Origin of the sequence: Sphingobium jiangsuense (assembly GCF_014196495.1) — a bacterium.
GTDB lineage: Bacteria > Pseudomonadota > Alphaproteobacteria > Sphingomonadales > Sphingomonadaceae > Sphingobium > Sphingobium jiangsuense.
Window position 1 is genome coordinate 177,978 of sequence record NZ_JACIDT010000008.1, and the last position, 16,901, is coordinate 194,878.

The following is a 16,901-nucleotide window of genomic DNA, read 5'->3' on the forward strand; positions in this document are numbered from 1 at the left end:
ATTCAGCGCACATGGCTTTTAGCGTGGAAATGCCCAGCATCAGCATGGGAGTGACCGAGGCGACCGTGGTCCGATGGCTGAAGGCCGTCGGCGACACGATCGCGCGGGGCGAACCGCTGCTCGAAATCGAAACGGCCAAATCGACCGTGGAGGTCGAGGCCCCGGTTTCGGGCACGCTTTTCGCCATCAAGGTGGAACCGGACGAGACGGTGGATGTCGGAACCGAGATCGCAACCATAGAGGAAGGCTGAGACATGCTGCTCGACCCCGGCTTTCGGCTGGAAATATACCGGCGCATGGTGCGGATTCGCCTGTTCGAGGAGGCGATCATCGCCCATCATCCGGTGGGTCATCTCTCGATCGGGCAGGAAGGCGCGATCGTGGGCGCCTGCATGGCGCTGAACGAGGACGATTATGTGACGGGCACGCATCGCTCCCACGGCCACCCGATCGGCAAGGGCGCCGATCTGCGCCCGCTGATGGCCGAAATCTTCGGCAAGCGCACGGGAATTTGTAAGGGGTTGGGCGGGTCCATGCACCTGACCGACACGAGCAAGGGCCTGATCTGTGAATCCGCCATTGTCGGAGGCGGGTTTCCGCTGGCGACCGGCGCGGGCCTCAGTGCGCAGGTCCGGGGGAGCGGCCAGGTCTCGATGTGTTTTTTCGGCGACGGCGCGACCAATCAGGGCACCTTTTCCGAAAGCGTCAACATGGCCGCGATCTGGAAGCTGCCGGTGATCTATTTCTGCGAAAACAACGGATATGCCGTGACCACCCCCGTGTCCCGATCGCACGGGCAACCGGATATCGCCCGCCGGGCGGACGGGTTCGGCATTCCCGGCGTGACGGTGGACGGACAGGATGTGGAGGCCGTTCTGGCGGTCACGCGGGAAGCCGTCTCCCGCGCCCGTGCCGGTGAGGGACCGACGCTGATCGAAGCCAGAACCTATCGTTTCGACGAGCATTCCAACCGCCTCGCCATCCCGATCAAATATCGCGAGGAAGAGGAAATCCGGTTTTATCGCGAAACGCGCGATCCGATCACCCTCTATCGCGTCGTGCTCGCGGAGGCGGGCCTCGGCGATGATCTGGCGTCCGTCGATGCGGAAGTGAGAGAGGCGATAAAAGACTGCGTGGCCTTCGCCAAGGACAGTCCCGAACCGGAGATGAGCGATCTCTGGGACAATATGTACAGCAACCCCATCCATCTGCCCGGAAAGCCCCGTCCGTGAACGAAATCCGCAACGACACGCAGCGCCTGTCCTATCTCCAGGCCATCATCGAGGCGCAGCGAGAGGAGATGCGCCGGGACCCCAATGTGATCCTGATGGGCGAGGATATCGCCGTCTATGGCGCGCAGTCCCTTTTCGAAGAATTTGACGCAAGCCGATTGCGCAACACCCCGATTTCCGAAAACAGCTTCGTGGGCGTCGGGATCGGCGCGGCGTTGACCGGCCTGCGTCCGATCGTGGACCTGACCATTGCCAGCTTTTGCTATCTCGCGTCGGATCAGTTGCTGAACCAGGCGGCAAAGCTCCGGTTCATGACGGGCGGGCAGCTAAGGGTGCCGTTCGTCATGCGCACCAGCACCTTTTACAATAACCGCACGGCCGCGCAGCATGCCGACCGGCCCTATCCGCTGTTCATCAACACGCCGGGGGTCAAGGTCATCGCGCCCTCCTGCGCCAGCGACATGAAGGGCCTGCTCAAGTCGGCGATCCGGGATGACGATCCCGTGGTCGTGTTCGAGGATATCAACCTGTGGGGCAAGAAGGAGGAGGTGCCGACCGATCCGGACTTCCTCATCCCCATCGGCGAAGCGGCGATCCGGCGCAGCGGAAAGGATGTCACCATCGTCGCCTTCGGCGGCACCGTGTCCCATGCGCTGGCCGCGGCCGAGGCGCTGGCCGTTGACGGCATCGAGGCGGAGGTGATCGACCTGCGCACGATCGCCCCGATGGACCGCGACGCCATTTTGACGTCCGTCGCCAAGACAGGCAGGCTGGTGATCGCCGATAATTCGCACAATGTGGGCAGCGTCGCTTCCGAAATCGCCGCGGTGGTGGTGGAAGAGGGCTTTGAAAGCCTGCGCAGGCCGATCCTCCGCGTTACGGCTCCGCAGGTGCATATACCGTATAACGGCACGCTGGAAAAACAGCTTTTCGTGAGCAAGGACCGCATCGTCGAGGCGGTGCGCATGCTGGTCTGACCTCATCCCCTATTCCCATCTTTCAAGGAATGCAGCCATGGCAAACAGTATCGCCCGTCACACCATCACCCAGGAAGCAGCCGATCGCGTGATCGCGGCGGCATCGGCCAAGGCGGCTGAAATCGGGGTGCCCATGTGCATCGCGATCGTGGACGACGCGGGCACGCTCAAGACTTTCCGCCGCATGGACGGGGCGCCGCTCCTGTCCGTCGATATCGCGATCAACAAGGGATATACCGCCGTTTCCTTCGGCATGCCCAGCCATGCCTGGCATGATTTCATCAAGGATGACGCCCCGCTGCTCCATGGCATTGTCCACACGCCCCGTCTCGTGGTGTTCGGCGGCGGCTATCCGATCAGGGAAGGCGAGGTCATGATCGGCGGTGTCGGCGTAAGCGGCGGCCATTATCATCAGGACATGGTGGTGGCCGAAGCGGGCCTCGCCGCCCTGCAAGCCTGAACGCGGAGGGCGAGAGAGCGCAGATGGAGGATATTTCGCAGGTCGTGTTCGACTCCGCCCGGCGTTTGCTGGGCGAACTGGCGGACGGGATGACGCCGGGCGCGCCGCTGTCCGACCGGCAAAGGGCGGATGGCTGGAACCGGATCGAGGAGATGGGCCTGCCCCTCGCGCTGATGGACGAGGACAAGGGCGGCTTCGGGCTGCCTCTCGCCGATGCGTTCGAACTGGTGAAGATCTGCGGTCGGCACATCACCGGCTTTCCCCTGGTGGAGACGATGCTCGCCCACCGATTTGCGGCGGCCAGCGGCAAACCCGCCCCTGACGGCCCGGTGGAGGCGCCGGGCGAACTGCAAACGGCGCAGCGCGATTATGCGGCGCTGGCCCGAAGCGCGCAAATGACCGGCGCGCTGGATGCGATCCTGGCCCTGACCATCGCTCATGTATCCGAGCGCAGGCAATTCGGGCGTCCGCTGTCGGCATTTCAGGCGGTGCAGCATTCGCTCGCCGTTCTCGCCAGCGAGGTGGCGGCAGCACATGCGGCGGCGGATCATGCGACAGGCGTGCTCGCGCAGCAGGGGGAGGGGGACGCCTTCACGCTGGCGGTGGGCATCGCCCGTACCCGCATCGGAGAAGCCTGTTCGAAAGCCACCTCTCTCGGCCATCAATTGCATGGCGCGATGGGATATGCGCGCGAACATCGCCTCCATCTCTACACCACTGCCCTTTGGCGATGGCGGGACGAATTTGGAACGCAGCTCTTCTGGTCGCGCGAAGTCGGGCAACGGGTGCTTGCCGCCGGAAGGGACCGATTCTGGCTGATGGTGACGGCGGCATGACCCCGCTGACCTTTCCCGCGCCTGTCGAAAATGCGCGCACCGAAGCCCTGCGCGCGGAAGTGCGCGGCTTCCTTGCCGAAGCGCTCGCGTCGCGCGCGCCGCTTGAGCGCGCCGAAAGCTGGAACGGCTTCGACCGCGGCTTCAGCCGCGCGATGGGGCAGCGCGGATGGCTGGGCATGACATGGCCCCGGCGCTATGGCGGACAGGAACGCACGGCGTTCGAACGCTATGTCGTGATCGAGGAAACGCTGGCGGCAGGGGCGCCCGTCGCCGCCCACTGGATCGCGGACCGCCAAAGCGGGCCGACATTGCTCCGCTACGGAACCGAGGCGCAGAAGCAGGCCATCCTCCCCCGGATCGCGGCCGGAGAGTGCACCTTCTGCATCGGCATGAGCGAACCCGATGCCGGTTCGGATCTTGCCGCCGTCCGTACAAGGGCCGACAGGCAAGGGGACGGAAGCTGGCGCGTGAACGGCACGAAATTGTGGACCACCTATGCGCATGAAGCGGACTATATGATCCTGTTCTGCCGCACGTCCGGCACGCCGGCGGATCGGCATGAGGGGACCAGCCAGCTTCTGGTCGATATGAAGCATACCCCCGGCCTCACGGTATTTCCGGTGCACGACCTGATGGGGCAGCATCATTTCAACGAGGTGCATTTCGAGGACGCCCGGCTGCCCGCCGACGCGCTGCTGGGCACGGAAGGCTCAGGCTGGACACAGGTCATGGGAGAGCTGGCCTATGAACGGTCCGGTCCCGAACGGTTCCTGTCCTCCATCCAGTTGCTGATCGAACTGATCGGCGCGCTGCAAGGCAGCGAAAACGAGGCGGCGCGGTCCGCCATCGGGCGGCTCTTCTCTCATCTGGTGACGTTGCGCCACATGTCGCGGGGCGTGGCCTCCCTGCTGGAGAAAGGGGAAAATCCCTCTGTCCATGCCGCCATCGTCAAGGATCTGGGCGCGACATTCGAACAGGATCTGCCGGACATCGCGCGCAGCCTCGTGGATGCCCGGCCCGATCTGGCCAGCACCAACGATTTCTGCGCGGTGCTGGCCTATACGATCATGGCGTCGCCCGCCTTCTCGCTTCGCGGCGGCACACGGGAAATCCTGCGCGGCATTATCGCGCGCCAATTGGGGCTGAGGTGACAAGGATGATCGAACTGGTGGAAGTCTCCCCGCGTGACGGGTTGCAGAACGAGCCGAAGGTGCTGGATGTCGAGACAAGGGTGGAACTGATCGAGCGTGCGATCCGCGCTGGCGCGCGCAGGCTTGAAGTCGCAAGCTTCGTGCGGGCCGATGCGGTTCCGCAGATGGCCGGCGCCGAAACCGTTATCGCGGCGCTGCGTCCCGGCGCGGCGCGCTATATCGGATTGGTGCTGAACAAGCGGGGCGCCTTGCGCGCGCTTGAAACGCAGGTCGATGAAATCGGCTTCGTCTGTGTTGCAAGCGACAGCTTCGGCATGCGTAACCAGCGCCAGACCGGGGATCAATCGCTGGCCAATGCCTGCGACGTGCTCGACCTTGCGCGCAGGGAAGGGCGGGATGCCCATGCGATGGTCGCGGTTGCGTGGGGCTGTCCCTTCGAAGGCCCGACCCCGCCCGACCGGGTCGTCGACATGGCGCGCGCCCTGGCCGACGCCGGAAGCCTCGAAATCGGGCTGGCCGACACGATCGGCATTGCCCGTCCGGGCGAGGTCGAAAGCCTGACGCGCCGGGTGGTCGAGGCGGTGGGCGGGTTGCCGGTGCGGGTGCATCTGCACGATACCCGCGGCATGGGCGTGGCCAATGCCCTGGCTGCTGTCCGGGGCGGAGCCACGGTGATCGATGCCGCGATCGGCGGCACGGGCGGCTGTCCGTTTGCGCCGGGCGCCGCGGGCAATCTGGCGACGGAAGATTTTGCCTATGCCATGAACGGCGGTCTCGACCTGGATATCGACAGCGTGATCGACACCGCGAAATGGCTGAACCACGCGCTGTCCCGCGACCGGATGAGCGCGATGGTGAGAGCTTCCACCTCGGCCTGCTGACGCTTGCGCGCCGATGTTCGGCGCGGCGCGCTCCGCAATCCTTACCGGTCGAGCCAGCGCTTGCGGATCTCCTCCGTATCCTGCCCGATTTCCCGCGGCGCCGCGCGGCGTATGCCTCCGGGCGTGCGCGAAAGCTTGGGGAAGGTGCCCTGCATCTGGATCGGCCCCAGCACCGGATCATCGACCGTGACGATAGCTTCACGAGCGATGAAGTGCGGGTCTTTCAGCATGTCCTCCGCATCGAGAATGCGTCCCGCGGGCACGCTGTGATCGATCATCAGCGCTTCCAGTTCATCGACGGTGAACCGTTCGGTCCAGGCGTTGATCAACTCGTCCAGTTCCGCCTGATGGCGCCCTCTGGAAACATGATCCGCATAGCGCGGATCCTGCGCCAATTCAGGCATTCCCATCGCGTCGGCAAGGCGGGTAAACACGCTGTCCTGATTGGCGCCGATCAGATATTCGCCATCCTTGCAGCGATAGACATTGGACGGCGCAATGCCGGGAAGGTGCGAACCGGTGCGATGCCGCTTGTGGCCGGCGACGGTCCATTCCGGGATCAGCCCTTCCATGACCTGCAACACGGATTCGTAGAGCGCGACGTCGATAATCTGGCCCTTGCCGCTCTTTTCCCGCTCGTGCATCGCGGCCAGCGCCCCCATGCAGCCATAGGTCGCCGCAAGAGTGTCGCCGATCGACACCCCCATGCGGGAGGGCGGACGATCGGGTTCGCCCACGATCTTGCGCCATCCCCCCATCGCTTCGGCAATGCCGCCGAAACCGGCGCGCGTCGCATAGGGGCCGGTCTGGCCATAGCCTGAGACGCGAACGATGATCAGGCGCTCGTTGATCCTGAGCAGATCGTCGGGGGCAAGCGCCCAGCGTTCCAGCGTTCCGGGCCGAAAATTCTCGATCAATATGTCGGCCTCCGCCGCGAGGCTGCGAACGAGATCCTGCCCTTCGGAGGTCTTGAGATCGGCCGCGACCGAATATTTGTTGCGGGCTATCACGCGCCACCATGTCGGCTGGCCGCCTTGCCCCCATGCCCGCATGGGATCGCCACCCCTGGGCGTTTCGATCTTGACGACCTCGGCGCCCATGTCCCCCAGGAGCTGGCCGCAAAAAGGGCCTGCGATCAACTGGCCGAGTTCCAGCACCCGCACTCCGGCGAGGGGGCCTCCCTTGTTTTCCTGTTCAGTCAATTTGCGTGTACCGCCTTTTTATCATGAGAGCTTCGATGCCTTCCGGTCCATGTTCCGGGCCGCAACCGCAATGCCGGACCCCGCCAAAAGGCAGGTGCGGCAAGGATGTGCCGATATCGTTCATGCAGGCCCGCCCGCGCCGGTACCGCCCCGGACATTCCCTGCCAGGCTATCGCGCGCATGAAGCGGCGGAAGGCGAGGCCGGGGAGCGGGACATGATCCGGATCGGATGCAGTTGCACAAGGAACGCATGCAATCTCTTCCCCCGTGAAAGGATCGGCGACCAGCGCCCGGAAGCGGCGTCCAGTGCCCGGAGCATACGGTAAAGTCACAAGTTCTGCACTATTTAGCAAAGCTTCCTCCTCCCGTACGGTTATGGCGAAATGTCCTGACGAACCGGATCGTTCCGATTGGCTTAAGCGAATCTTTGACTAAATTGCATGCAAATGGCAAGAGGTTTCTTGCCAACATCGATGCTGGAGGGGCAAAGCCTTCCAGCCGGGCCGGAAGGAGAGAATAGCCTATGTCCTTGCCACCTGTTGCCCCGCCGCAATCGCCGCCGGTGGTAGAAGCCACCGGGGCCGGACAGCCGCCAATCCCGCGTCCGGGCGATATCGACGCGGATGGTGCGGATCGACTGGAAAAATGGATGGCGAACGCCATTCCCGATCACACAGGGCCGATCAGCGTCGTTCGCTTTGCGGGCGGACAGTCCAATCCCACCTTCCGAATCATCAGCCCTCGCCGGGATTATGTGCTGCGCCGCAAGCCGCCCGGCGCCTTGCTGCATTCCGCGCATGCCATCGACCGGGAACAGCGCGTGATGGCCGCATTGGGGCCACAGGGCTTTCCGGTGCCGCATGTCTTTGGCCTTTGCACCGATGCAACCGTTATCGGATCGGACTTTTTCCTGATGGAGATGGTCGAGGGCCGGATCGAATGGGACCCGAAGCTGCCGGATGCCTCGCCCCAGGACCGGCGGCTGATCTACAATGCCCAGATCGATGGTCTTGCCGCACTGCATGCGATAGACCCGGCAGCGGCCGGATTGGCCGATTTCGGCAGGCCGGGCAATTATTTCGAACGCCAGCTTGCGCGCTGGACCAGGCAATATCGCACGTCCGAAGCCGCGCCCGATCCGCATATGGACAAGCTCTTGGCATGGTTGCCGCTTTACGTTCCGGCGGAGGTGCCCGCCCGGATCGTCCATGGCGATTACCGCATCGACAATATGGTTCTGCATCCCGTCAGGCCCGAAATTCTGGCCGTGCTGGACTGGGAACTGAGCACATTGGGCGATCCGTTGGCGGACCTTACCTATTTCCTGATGATGTGGCGCGTTCCTCCGGCCGAACGGATCGCGATGGACGGGGTGGATTTCGAGACGTCGGGCATTCCGGCCATGGAGGAGGCGCTCGATCGCTATCTGGCGGCGACGGGGCGCGTGCTCGCTCGTCCTCTCGAATGGTATATTGCGTTCAACCTGTTCCGGCTGGCCGCGATCCTGCAGGGGGTCGCCGGACGCGCGGCGCGAGGGCAGGCGAACAATGATCGCGCCCTGACTGCTCAGGGCCGGGTCGGGCCGCTGGCAAGGGCCGCATGGGACAATGCACGCAAGGCGGGGGCGCCGGCATGACGGCGGGACCGGGCTGGCCCGCCTGCACGATCGCAGAGGCCGATGACATGCTGACGGCCAAGGGCGCGCCCTTCGCCATGCATGATGTGCGGGTGAACGGCCATATGGTGCGCGCCTATGTCGAAGCACCTGAAAATATGCGCCACGTGCTGGATGAAAGCCGAAGGTTCGGTGACGATATCTTTCTGGTCTATGAAGAGGAACGCATCAGCTTCGAGGCGCATTGGCGCGCGGCCAATCGCTTCGCGCATGTCCTGATCGAACGCTACGGCATACGGCCGGGCGACCGGGTGGCTCTCGCGATGCGCAACTATCCGGAATGGTCGGCCAGCGCCTTTGCGATCATGGCCATCGGCGCGGTCTGCGTGCCCCTGAACGCCTGGGAGCCGGGCGAAACGCTGGCGGCCATGCTCGCCAAGGTCGGCGCGCGCGTCGTCATCGCCGATGGAGAGCGGCGGGACCGGCTGCGTGGCAGGGATCATTCGGCGGCGGTCATCGTCGTCCGCGCGGCGGGCGAAGGGGCGACCTTTGAGGAACTGGTCGGCCCGGCCGGAACATGGGCCGATCTGGCGACCGAACCGGCGCCTTTCCGGCCCATAGCGCCGGACGATACGGCCCTCATAGTGTTTACCTCCGGCACGACGGGAAAGGCGAAGGCGGTTCCGGCGACGCACCGCGCCGCGCTGACGAATCTCGTCCACACCCAATATCGGGCGGCGCGCGCCGCCCTGCGCCGGGGAGAGCAATGGCCCCCGCCGCCGACGGTAGAGCAACCGGCGGTGCTGCTGCCGGTCCCGCTCTTCCACGTGACGGGCCTGCATTCCGCGCTCGTGCCCGCGCTGGCGCGAGGCCACCGGCTGGTGCTGATGTATCGCTGGGATATCGAAAAGGCCCTGGAGATCGTCGCGCGGGAACGGGTGCAGACGCTGATCCTCGTCCCCACACTGGTCGTGCAACTGATCGAACGCATCCCGGAGGGGGGCCTGCCCGGTCTGGAAACGGTCCGTCTGGTGACTTATGGAGGGGCGCCGGCCACTGCCGATCTCGCGGCGGGCGTCCGCTCCCGCTTTCCCGGCGGCGCCCCGGCGCAGGGCTATGGCGCGACCGAGACCTGCTCTCTGGTCGCTTCCAACAGTCATGAAGACCTGCTGATGCGCCCCGGCAGCGTCGGAACGCCGGTTCCATGCTGCGAGATACGGGTCGTCGGAGAGGACGGCGCGGCGGTCGGGCAGGGCGAAGCCGGAGAGCTTCTGATACGCGGAGTCCAGGTGTTTTCCGGCTATTGGGGGGAAGCGGAAGCGACCGCCGCCGTGCTGGACGCGGACGGCTGGTATCGTACAGGAGACATTGTCCGGGTGGATGAAGAGGGTTTCCTCTTCGTGCTGGACCGCAAGAAGGACATGATCATCCGGGGCGGGGAAAATATCTATTGCGCGGAAGTCGAAGCCGCGATCGCCGCGCTGCCCGGCGTGATCGAATGCGCCGTGTTCGGGCTGCCCGACCGGATAATGGGCGAAATCGTCGCCGCGACGATCGTCGCTCATGAAGGCGTCGTCCCGGATACGCGGTCGGTCCGCTCGGCCTTGAAGGACAAGCTGCCCGGTTTCAAGCTTCCGGAACGGGTTATGGCGGGAACGGCGCCGCTCCCCCGGACCGCGACGGGGAAAGTCCTGAAAGGCGAATTGCGCCGGGCGATGATGGCGCAAGCAAGCATCACTGCGGGGCAGGACCGCTCTTTTCCCGCCGATAGCCACTGAAAGGACAGGACGATGATGGAAAACAGGGAAGCGCTGGCCGCCGGTCAGCGCCTTTTCGACACGGAGCAGAACGGCGATCTGACGGATCTGCATGATATCTTCGCGCCCGGCGCGCAGGTCTGGCACAATACCGACGACAGATTGACCGACATTCCGACGACGATCGCCAATCTGGAAAAAATTCGCGGCAGCGCCCGCCGGTTTGAATATGTCGACATCCGCCGCCGCCCGACGCCGGATGGCTTCGTGCAACAGCATATGCTGGTCGTCGAGATGCCGGACGGGCGCGCGATCATGGATCGTTGCTGCTGCATCTGCATCGTGAAGGACGGACGCATAGAGCGGATGGACGCCTATCACGATTCCGCGGCCACGGGAGCGATGGCCCACAAGCGCGCCTGACGCCCGGCGAAAACGGCGCGCCTTACAGCGCGTCGTCGTCGATTTCGCCCGGCTCCCCCGGCAGGACCGGGATTGTGGCCCCCGTGTTCGACATAAGCGTCTGGCGCGCGGACAGGATGTGCGCGGTCATGATGGCGCCGGCCCATTCGGGATTGTGCGCGGCGAACGCATCGGTCAACTCTATATGCTGGGCGGCGGACCTTCGGATCTGCTCCAGCGAATAGGACCGGAAGGTATTGAGGACCAGCGGTATTTCCACGATGCTGCCCAGCAGGTTGCGCAACCGGACATTGCCGCTCGCGCTGAGGACAAGCTTGTGGAATTCATCGTTGAGCGCGGTTATGTGCTCCACATCGGGCTGGTCGGACGCGGTTGCGGTGCGCATGCGCTCAGCCAGTTGGCGAAGTTCCGCCAGTTGATCGTCGGAAATATGCACGGCCGCTTCGCGCGCGGCGAAACTTTCGAGCAGAACGCGCAGATCGTAGATCTGCTCGATTTCCCGAACGCTCCACGTCGCGACGAAAGCGCCGCGATTCGGTATGAAATGGATCAGGGCTTCGGCATGCAGCCGCCGCATCGCCTCCCGCACGGGGGTGCGGCTGAAACCGGAGGTCTCGGCCAGGGCCTGCGCCGTCAGGTGCGATCCGGGGGGATAGGTGCCGTTGCGAATGCCATCCCGGATGGTTTCGTACACGATATCGACTGCTTTAACCAATGATAGTGCGTCCTTAACCCCGATCGTGCCGCGCAAACCGCCATGACTGGTGCGCGACCGGCGTACCCAAGATCCAGGCATCACCTTTCCCACCAGTCATAGCGTCCGGGTGGAACCCGGAAGGCGCCGTCCAGCCGGATGACCGTGCCGTTCAGCATTGCATTGCAGCCGATATGCGCCACCATTTCCGCGAATTCAACCGCCTTGCCGGGGCGGTCGGGATAAACGACCTGCTCGCGCAACCAATCCACCATGGGTCCACGGGCATTGGAGAACATAGGCGTCTCGAAGATGCCGGGCGCAATCGTCACGATGCGAATGCCGTGGCGGGCGAATTCGCGGGCCAGCGGCAAGGTCATGGCGTTCACGCCGCCCTTGGCCGCGGCATAAGGCGCGGTGCCGATCTGGCCTTCCATGGCGACGATCGACGATGTGTTGACGATGACGCCGCGCCCGCCATCCTCATCCGGTTCGGCTTGCGCCATGACCTCGCCGGCGGCCTTGACGAGATTGAAGCTGCCCAGCGTGTTGACGAGCAGCACGCGCCGGAACACTTCGCTGTCCACCATCGCATCGGGGCCGGTGCAGAGGCCCGAACCCCCGGTTCCGGTGGTGTTGAGGACGAGGCGGGGCGCTCCGTGCCGCTCGCTCAACGCGATCACGGCTGCATTGACCTGCCCGAAATCGCTGATGTCGGCGCGGGCGAAGGAAAGACCTTCAACCGGGTCGAGGTCGATCACCCCCACGTTCATGCCCAGACTTTCAAGATGGCGGGCCGCGGCCGCGCCAAGCCCGGACGCGCCGCCCGCGACGATGGCGGCCTGCCCTGCAAGTTTCATGTCATTTCTCCGGTTTCGGCGGCGGCCACCGCGTCCCTCATGCCGATGGCGGAGGCCGCAAAGGCCAGTGTGGAAAGGATTCCGGCAACGGGCGCCAGAAGCAGGGCGGCCCGCAGGCCCGGACCTTCCCCCAGGCCGGGGGCCATCCAGTCGCTCGCGATGCCGACGAAAAGCGGCCCAAGACCCAGCCCGATCACGCTGTTGAAGAACAGGTTGATCGCAAGCGCCGACGCCCGCGCCGGTGCTTCGGCGAGGCGCTGCATGGCAAGGGTTCCGGGACCGGCCCAGAGGACCGAGCAGAACCCGGCGAAAAAGAAGAGACCCAGCGAGACACGCGCGTCGGCCACCGCAAACATCGCCCAATAGCCCAGCGAGCACAGCAGGGAGCCGATGGCGGGGATGAAAACGAGCCAGCGCATATCCCGCATCGCCAGCCGGTTGCCCAGATAACCGCCTGCAAGGGCGCCCAGCGCGCCTCCGGTGCCCCCCAATATGCCGAGACCGAAGCCGATGACCGCGATAGGGGGCAGGCTCAGCGCAGCGCCCATATCGTGTAGTTGCAGGCCGTGATTGCGCAGGTAGAAGGAGGTGGCGAAGGCCATGGCGCCATAATTCATGAAGCTCAAAAGCCCGCAGCCCAACATCGCGAAAACCAGTTGCCGACGCAGCAGCAGCCGCTTCAGGACCAGCCCCAGCCGCGGCGGGGCAGCGGCGAAAGCCTGACGCGCCGGGTCGCGCAGGGTCTTGAGGACCAGAACGCCCACCACCACCCCCGGCAAACCGGCCATGACGATCGTCCAGCGCCAGCCGATGGAGGAAACCAGCAGGCCGCCCGCCGCAAGGCCGAGCGCCGCGCCGACGGGCGAACCGAGCGCGAAGATCGCCAGCGCGCCCGATCGCTTTTCCAGCGGAAATTCATCGGCGATGAGCGATTGCGCGGGGGGCGCGCACCCCGCTTCACCGACGCCGACGCCGATGCGCAGCAGCAGCAACTGGATGAAGCTGCCCGCGGCCCCGCAGGCGGCAGTGAAAATGCTCCAGACCAGAATGGCCCAACCGACGATGCGAACCCGGTTGCCGCGATCGGCCGCGCGGGCGATGGGAAGCGCCATGACGGAATAGAGCAGGGCGAAGGAAAGCCCGGTGACCATGCCCAACTGGGTGTCGGTCAGCGACAGATCCTGTTTTATCGGCTCGGCGACGATATTGATGATCTGCCGGTCCAGCAGGTTGAGCGCATAGGACGCCGCAAGCAGCCCAAGCATCCACCCCCTGTACCCCGCGCCGCTGGCGGGGGCCGGGAGGCGGGACGACCGGCGCAGGGCCGCCGACCCGTCAGGATCGGCGGCGCGCGAAAGCGTGTCAGCCCCCGAACGAGACATCAAGCTTGATGCCGATGGTACGGCCGGAATCTATCGTGGGAATGTTGGAATAGCCCAGCGTCGAGAGCGGAGTGGTGCCATAGGCCCCGGCGTCGAACGGAGTACGGAAAATGCCCGCGATATAATATTTGTCGAGCAGGTTGCGCGAGAAAAGCGCAACGGTCCAGCCGCCGTCCTCGCGGCCGAAGCTTATCTGGCCGTTGAGCAGCCCATAGCCCTTGTTGATGGAATTTTTGTCGGCCACCACCCCATAGGTGCTCGACCGGTAATTCCAGTCCGCGTGCAGAGCGAGCGACATGGCGTTGCCGACCGGTATCGAATAGTCGCCGCGCAGGGTGTAGGTCCATTTCGGCGAATAGATCAGCGGATAGCCCGCGGCGTTGAACTGTGCGGGCGCACCGGCAGGAAGGCCGGGCTGGATATAGGTGCATTGGCCGATCGGGGTCGCCGGATTGGTATATTGATCATAGCACTGGACCGCGAATTCGGTGAACTTGGTCGGAATATAGGCCAGGCTTCCGGCGATCTGCATGCGCGGCGTCGGGCGGATCGAGAGATCGGCCTCCACGCCCTTGGTTTCGAGGCCGCCCGCATTGGTCGTCGTGTAATAATATACCGGCGGCGTTCCGATGCGCTGCTGTCCCTGAAAATCGTTATACTTCACCTTGAAGATGTCCGCGTTGAACGTCATCAACCCGTCCAGCAGCGTGGACTTGATGCCTGCCTCCCAGCTTTCCGACGTTTCGGGCCGCACCGCCTCTTGCGGCTGGCCCTTCGGATAGGAGATCATCGGCCCCTTATACCCGCGCGCATAGCTGACATAGACGTTGATGCGGCTCGTCAGGTCATATCGCGCGGTCAGCTTGTAGGTGAACTTGTCGGCCTTGGTGCGGGCCGTGGTCGGGTCGGGTATGCCGGTCGCGGGGTGGCATGGCTCGCCGAAGGCATAGCTGGTCTGGCAGATGAACCCCACGTCAAAATAGCCGATCGTCTGCTTCACCCTGTCGTTGGTGTAGCGGCCCCCGGCGATCAGGGTCAGCCCCGGAACGACTTCCGCTTCGAGCTGGCCGAACAGCGCCCAGCTCTTTACCTTGGCCCGCACATCCACCGGATAGCCCGCGCCCGCCCCCGGACCGATGGCCGTCGTGGACAGGATCTTGTCCGATGAATCGGGGAGATAGGAGAGCGTCCCGCCGTTTATGCCCTTCTGAAACGGGGTCGCGCGATAATAGAAGGCGCCCAGCGTGTAGGTCAGGATGCCGGAGTCTCCGTTGAGGCGGACTTCCTGGGAGAATTGCTTGCCGCCCGAAATATTCTGGTTGTAGCTGTATGTCCGCGTCGGGGTGGCGTCGGTGTCCACAGCTATTGGCTGCAACAGGTCGCGAAAGGCGGTGATGGAGGTGAGCGTGCCGATCCCCGTTTCCAATGTCGCTTCCAGCGACACCGACTTGTTGGTCTGCCTCGTGTAATTTTCCCCTTCGACTGCGGTCGCGAGATTGTTCGGTCCCGCGACGATGCCATAGGGGGCCACCAATGCGCACGGATTGAAGGTACTGAAGCCGCTGCCGCAATTGCGCAGGGTCCAGAGGCCGTTGGCGTCATCCTTCAGGCGGCGATATTCGCCGGTCAGCAGGAAGGATAAAGTATCATTCGGTTCGAACAATAATTTGGCACGAACGCCATAGCGCTGATATCCCCATAGATCCCGGCCATTATAGCGGTTCTCGACGAAACCGTCCCGCCTTTGCATGATGCCGTTGACGCGCAATGCGGCATTGGCGCCCAGCGGGATATTGAGCGTCGCCGACGCCTTCACCTCATTGTCGGTGCCGTAGGAAAGGGTCGCGTCCATCGTCCGCTCTCTAAGGCGCGGGTTTTTGGTGATGATCTGGATCACGCCCGCCGAACTGTTCTTGCCGAACAGCGTGCCCTGCGGCCCCTTGAGCACCTCGATCCGCTCGATGTCGGTCAACGACTGATAGCTGGGACCGGCGAACGAGACTTCAGGAAGGCCCTGTATCACGCCGTCGATCACCAGACCGACCGACTGCTCCGCCGTGACCAGCAGGGACTGGGTGCCGACACCGCGCACGTTGAAGCCGCCGCCGAAGTTCGAATTGAAGTTGACGCCCGGCGTCAGGAACTGGATGTCGGCGATAGTCGTGATGTTGGATGCCGCGAGTTGCCTGTCGTCGACGACCGAAATCGCCAGCGGCACATCCTGGAGATTTTCCGCACGGCGCTGGGCCGTCACGATGATATCGGCCGGTCCCGCGGCCGCCGGAGGCTGCACGCTTTGCTGCGCCGCCTGCTGGGCAAATAGCGGGCTTGCCAAGCCCGCAATGCCGGCCGAGGCGAGAAGTGCGATCTGACACCTCAATTTCATCTTCATCCTCCCAATCCGGGCCTGATGCCCGTGTTTTGAAATCTCTTCGGATCAAACCCGCATGCCGCCATCGACGAACAGCGTCTGCCCCGTCATGAAGCTGGCGTCGTCACTACCGAGAAAAGCGGCCACCGAAGCCATTTCGGAAGGCTGGGCGACCCGGCCCAGCGGAATGCGGTCGGTGACGAACCGGGTCATCATCTGCTCCGGCGTGGTGCCGGGATTCTGGCGGGCCACGGCTTCGTAACGCTGCCGCACATAGGGGGTCAGCGTGATGCCGGGGGCGAAGGCGTTGACGCGAATGCCGTCTGCGGCAAGTTCCAGCGCAAGGTCGCGCGTCAACGAGGTGACGCCATATTTCGCCGCGGAATAGGCGCTGAGCCCGGCGACGCCATGATAAGCGCTGATCGAGGTCGTGCTGACGATCGCGCTTCCACGACGGCCGCGCAAATGGCCGATCGCATGTTTGGCGCACAGAAATACCGATGTCAGGCTCAGCTCGACAGTATAGTCCCAGGCCGCGCGATCGAGATCGCTGACCGGCGTCTGATCGACAGGGCCGGCGCCGGTGCCTCCGCCTGCGTTCGCAAACAGCACGTCGATGCCCCCCAGCCGTTCGGCGGCCTCGGCCAGAGCGGTCTCGACCTCCTGCTCGTCGGTCACGTCGCATCGGATGGCGATGCCTGCTTCGCCATATCGGCCAAGGGAGGCCGCCACCTCTTCCAGCGATGCGAAGCTGCCGAAGCTCTCCCGCGGCACATCGGGATTTTCGCGGCACAGGTCGAGCACCGCCACACGCCCGCCTTCCTCCGTCACGCGCCGGGCGATCGCTTCGCCGATGCCGCCGATCCGCCCCGCGCCGGTGACGACCGCCACCCTGTTTTCATAGCGTCCCATCAAGCGCGCATCGCCGGAATGACGGATGTGACACCGCCATGAGGGGAGTCGCCGTGAAGTCCGGACTTTATCGGAATGGAGGGCATGACGATCCTTCCCTTCTTGTCGAAATCGCTCTCGTGCGGCGAATGATCATTCTTTAGCGGTA

The 16,901-nt window shown here is 64.3% G+C and carries 16 protein-coding genes; 10 read left to right on the plus strand and 6 right to left on the minus strand.

Annotated features, from left to right (window positions below; genetic code table 11):
- The first annotated feature begins 11 nt into the window (after positions 1-11).
- Genes GGR43_RS12775 through GGR43_RS12805 form a run of 7 tightly spaced genes read left to right on the plus strand, consistent with a single transcriptional unit; the run spans position 12 to position 5,537 of the window.
- Positions 12-251 (plus strand): biotin/lipoyl-containing protein, encoded by a 240-nt coding sequence (locus GGR43_RS12775; protein WP_188072354.1) that lies wholly within the window; start codon positions 12-14, stop codon positions 249-251.
- A 3-nt stretch (positions 252-254) separates the two neighbouring features.
- Positions 255-1,232: a thiamine pyrophosphate-dependent dehydrogenase E1 component subunit alpha gene (locus GGR43_RS12780; RefSeq protein WP_188072355.1), complete on the plus strand. Its 978-nt coding sequence runs from the start codon at positions 255-257 to the stop codon at positions 1,230-1,232.
- Positions 1,229-2,209, plus strand: coding sequence for an alpha-ketoacid dehydrogenase subunit beta (locus GGR43_RS12785; RefSeq protein ID WP_284276737.1), 981 nt, complete (start codon positions 1,229-1,231; stop codon positions 2,207-2,209). The genes GGR43_RS12780 and GGR43_RS12785 overlap by 4 nt, the downstream gene beginning before the upstream one ends.
- A gap of 37 nt (positions 2,210-2,246) precedes the next feature.
- Entirely contained in the window at positions 2,247-2,669 is a 423-nt protein-coding gene (locus tag GGR43_RS12790) for a GlcG/HbpS family heme-binding protein (protein WP_188072356.1), read from the plus strand.
- Between the two features lie 23 nt (positions 2,670-2,692).
- Positions 2,693-3,505: an acyl-CoA dehydrogenase family protein gene (locus GGR43_RS12795; RefSeq protein WP_188072357.1), complete on the plus strand. Its 813-nt coding sequence runs from the start codon at positions 2,693-2,695 to the stop codon at positions 3,503-3,505.
- The gene (locus GGR43_RS12800; protein WP_188072358.1) at positions 3,502-4,656 is read left to right on the plus strand and encodes an acyl-CoA dehydrogenase family protein; all 1,155 of its coding nucleotides are present in this window, start codon (positions 3,502-3,504) and stop codon (positions 4,654-4,656) included. The genes GGR43_RS12795 and GGR43_RS12800 overlap by 4 nt, the downstream gene beginning before the upstream one ends.
- Positions 4,657-4,661: 5 nt before the next feature.
- The gene (locus tag GGR43_RS12805; RefSeq protein WP_188072359.1) at positions 4,662-5,537 is read left to right on the plus strand and encodes a hydroxymethylglutaryl-CoA lyase; all 876 of its coding nucleotides are present in this window, start codon (positions 4,662-4,664) and stop codon (positions 5,535-5,537) included.
- A gap of 41 nt (positions 5,538-5,578) precedes the next feature.
- Here GGR43_RS12805 and GGR43_RS12810 read toward each other — a convergent pair whose 3' ends face one another.
- On the minus strand, positions 5,579-6,739 hold the full coding sequence (locus GGR43_RS12810; protein WP_223177434.1) for a CaiB/BaiF CoA transferase family protein: 1,161 nt from the start codon (positions 6,737-6,739) through the stop codon (positions 5,579-5,581).
- 523 nt (positions 6,740-7,262) lie between these two features.
- Between GGR43_RS12810 and GGR43_RS12815 the strand changes: the two genes are divergently transcribed.
- The 3 genes from GGR43_RS12815 to GGR43_RS12825 are packed head-to-tail and all read left to right on the plus strand — an operon-like array spanning position 7,263 to position 10,534.
- On the plus strand, positions 7,263-8,375 hold the full coding sequence (locus tag GGR43_RS12815; protein ID WP_223177435.1) for a phosphotransferase family protein: 1,113 nt from the start codon (positions 7,263-7,265) through the stop codon (positions 8,373-8,375).
- A complete protein-coding gene (locus GGR43_RS12820; protein WP_188072361.1) occupies positions 8,372-10,132 on the plus strand; it encodes a class I adenylate-forming enzyme family protein in 1,761 nt (586 codons plus the stop codon). The genes GGR43_RS12815 and GGR43_RS12820 overlap by 4 nt, the downstream gene beginning before the upstream one ends.
- Positions 10,133-10,144: 12 nt before the next feature.
- A complete protein-coding gene (locus GGR43_RS12825; protein ID WP_188072362.1) occupies positions 10,145-10,534 on the plus strand; it encodes a nuclear transport factor 2-like protein in 390 nt (129 codons plus the stop codon).
- A 22-nt stretch (positions 10,535-10,556) separates the two neighbouring features.
- Here the strand turns inward: GGR43_RS12825 and GGR43_RS12830 are convergent, their stop codons facing one another.
- The 5 genes from GGR43_RS12830 to GGR43_RS12850 form a co-directional block, all read right to left on the minus strand.
- On the minus strand, positions 10,557-11,285 hold the full coding sequence (locus GGR43_RS12830; protein WP_223177436.1) for a GntR family transcriptional regulator: 729 nt from the start codon (positions 11,283-11,285) through the stop codon (positions 10,557-10,559).
- A 44-nt stretch (positions 11,286-11,329) separates the two neighbouring features.
- A complete protein-coding gene (locus GGR43_RS12835; RefSeq protein ID WP_188072363.1) occupies positions 11,330-12,088 on the minus strand; it encodes an SDR family NAD(P)-dependent oxidoreductase in 759 nt (252 codons plus the stop codon).
- The gene (locus GGR43_RS12840; protein WP_223177437.1) at positions 12,085-13,353 is read right to left on the minus strand and encodes an MFS transporter; all 1,269 of its coding nucleotides are present in this window, start codon (positions 13,351-13,353) and stop codon (positions 12,085-12,087) included. Before GGR43_RS12840 ends, GGR43_RS12835 begins: the two co-directional genes overlap by 4 nt.
- A gap of 97 nt (positions 13,354-13,450) precedes the next feature.
- Positions 13,451-15,856 (minus strand): TonB-dependent receptor, encoded by a 2,406-nt coding sequence (locus tag GGR43_RS12845; RefSeq protein ID WP_188072364.1) that lies wholly within the window; start codon positions 15,854-15,856, stop codon positions 13,451-13,453.
- A gap of 51 nt (positions 15,857-15,907) precedes the next feature.
- Positions 15,908-16,753, minus strand: a complete 846-nt coding sequence (locus GGR43_RS12850; protein ID WP_188072365.1) for an SDR family NAD(P)-dependent oxidoreductase — start codon at positions 16,751-16,753, stop codon at positions 15,908-15,910.
- Positions 16,754-16,901: the final 148 nt, after the last annotated feature.

What these genes read in the sequence shown, in the direction of transcription:
- GGR43_RS12775 (WP_188072354.1), top strand. Translation starts at nt 12, where the DNA reads ATGGCTTTTAGCGTGGAAATGCCCAGCATCAGCATGGGAGTGACCGAG.
- GGR43_RS12780 (WP_188072355.1), top strand. Translation starts at nt 255, where the DNA reads ATGCTGCTCGACCCCGGCTTTCGGCTGGAAATATACCGGCGCATGGTG.
- GGR43_RS12790 (WP_188072356.1), top strand. Translation starts at nt 2,247, where the DNA reads ATGGCAAACAGTATCGCCCGTCACACCATCACCCAGGAAGCAGCCGAT.
- GGR43_RS12795 (WP_188072357.1), top strand. Translation starts at nt 2,693, where the DNA reads ATGGAGGATATTTCGCAGGTCGTGTTCGACTCCGCCCGGCGTTTGCTG.
- GGR43_RS12800 (WP_188072358.1), top strand. Translation starts at nt 3,502, where the DNA reads ATGACCCCGCTGACCTTTCCCGCGCCTGTCGAAAATGCGCGCACCGAA.
- GGR43_RS12805 (WP_188072359.1), top strand. Translation starts at nt 4,662, where the DNA reads ATGATCGAACTGGTGGAAGTCTCCCCGCGTGACGGGTTGCAGAACGAG.
- GGR43_RS12815 (WP_223177435.1), top strand. Translation starts at nt 7,263, where the DNA reads ATGTCCTTGCCACCTGTTGCCCCGCCGCAATCGCCGCCGGTGGTAGAA.
- GGR43_RS12820 (WP_188072361.1), top strand. Translation starts at nt 8,372, where the DNA reads ATGACGGCGGGACCGGGCTGGCCCGCCTGCACGATCGCAGAGGCCGAT.
- GGR43_RS12825 (WP_188072362.1), top strand. Translation starts at nt 10,145, where the DNA reads ATGATGGAAAACAGGGAAGCGCTGGCCGCCGGTCAGCGCCTTTTCGAC.
- GGR43_RS12835 (WP_188072363.1), bottom strand. Translation starts at nt 12,088, where the DNA reads ATGAAACTTGCAGGGCAGGCCGCCATCGTCGCGGGCGGCGCGTCCGGG.
- GGR43_RS12840 (WP_223177437.1), bottom strand. Translation starts at nt 13,353, where the DNA reads ATGCTTGGGCTGCTTGCGGCGTCCTATGCGCTCAACCTGCTGGACCGG.
- GGR43_RS12845 (WP_188072364.1), bottom strand. Translation starts at nt 15,856, where the DNA reads ATGAAATTGAGGTGTCAGATCGCACTTCTCGCCTCGGCCGGCATTGCG.
- GGR43_RS12850 (WP_188072365.1), bottom strand. Translation starts at nt 16,753, where the DNA reads ATGGGACGCTATGAAAACAGGGTGGCGGTCGTCACCGGCGCGGGGCGG.